Source organism: Streptomyces luteosporeus (assembly GCF_039532865.1).
In the GTDB taxonomy this organism is placed as follows: Bacteria; Actinomycetota; Actinomycetes; order Streptomycetales; family Streptomycetaceae; genus Streptomyces; species Streptomyces luteosporeus.
In genome coordinates this window covers 1-620 of sequence record NZ_BAAASL010000073.1, presented here as the reverse complement: position 1 = coordinate 620, position 620 = coordinate 1, and the positions used below count along the sequence as shown (strand labels likewise).

Annotated in this window: 1 pseudogene; it reads right to left on the bottom strand. The window is 50.8% G+C overall.

Annotated elements, in window-relative coordinates:
- Nucleotides 1-221: 221 nt before the first annotated feature.
- Nucleotides 222-620, bottom strand: a pseudogene (locus ABD361_RS30485) (IS481-like element ISKpn27 family transposase); the annotation flags it as partial.

Here is a 620-nt window from a genome sequence, read left to right as displayed (position 1 = left end):
GGCCGCTACAGCTGGGATTAGGGGTCTGACGCTCAGTGGAACGAAAACTCACGTTAAGAAGTCATTTTTCAATATTATTGAAGCATTTATCAGGGTTATTGTCTCATGAGCGGATACATATTTGAATGTATTTAGAAAAATAAACAAATAGGGGTTCCGCGCACATTTCCCCGAAAAGTGCCACCTGACGTCTAAGAAACCATTATTATCATGACATTAACCTATATGTCAAGACCCGGCTGGTTATACACGCGTTTCCTGAACAATTCAGGGCGTTTTTCATGCCATTCCTTGAGCGCCTGAACGGGTGTTTTGTGTTGGAGCGCGCGTTGCGGAATGCTGTGGTTGTAGATCTTGACGTAATTGCGCAGCGTCGATTCCAGTTCGGCAGCTGAACCAAAACGGGTCTGGTTGACGATGTCGCTGATACGACCGTTGAAGCGCTCCACCATGCCGTTGGTCTGCGGATGACGAGGCGGGATGAGCCGGTGCTCGATGCCGAGCTGCTTGCACAGGCGGTCGAACACGTGTGTGCCGCTGGGTTCCTTCTTCTTGCCGCCAGCCGTGAAGCGGTCGGTGAACTGGCTGCCGTTGTCGGTCAGAAGCTTGACGATCTTGAC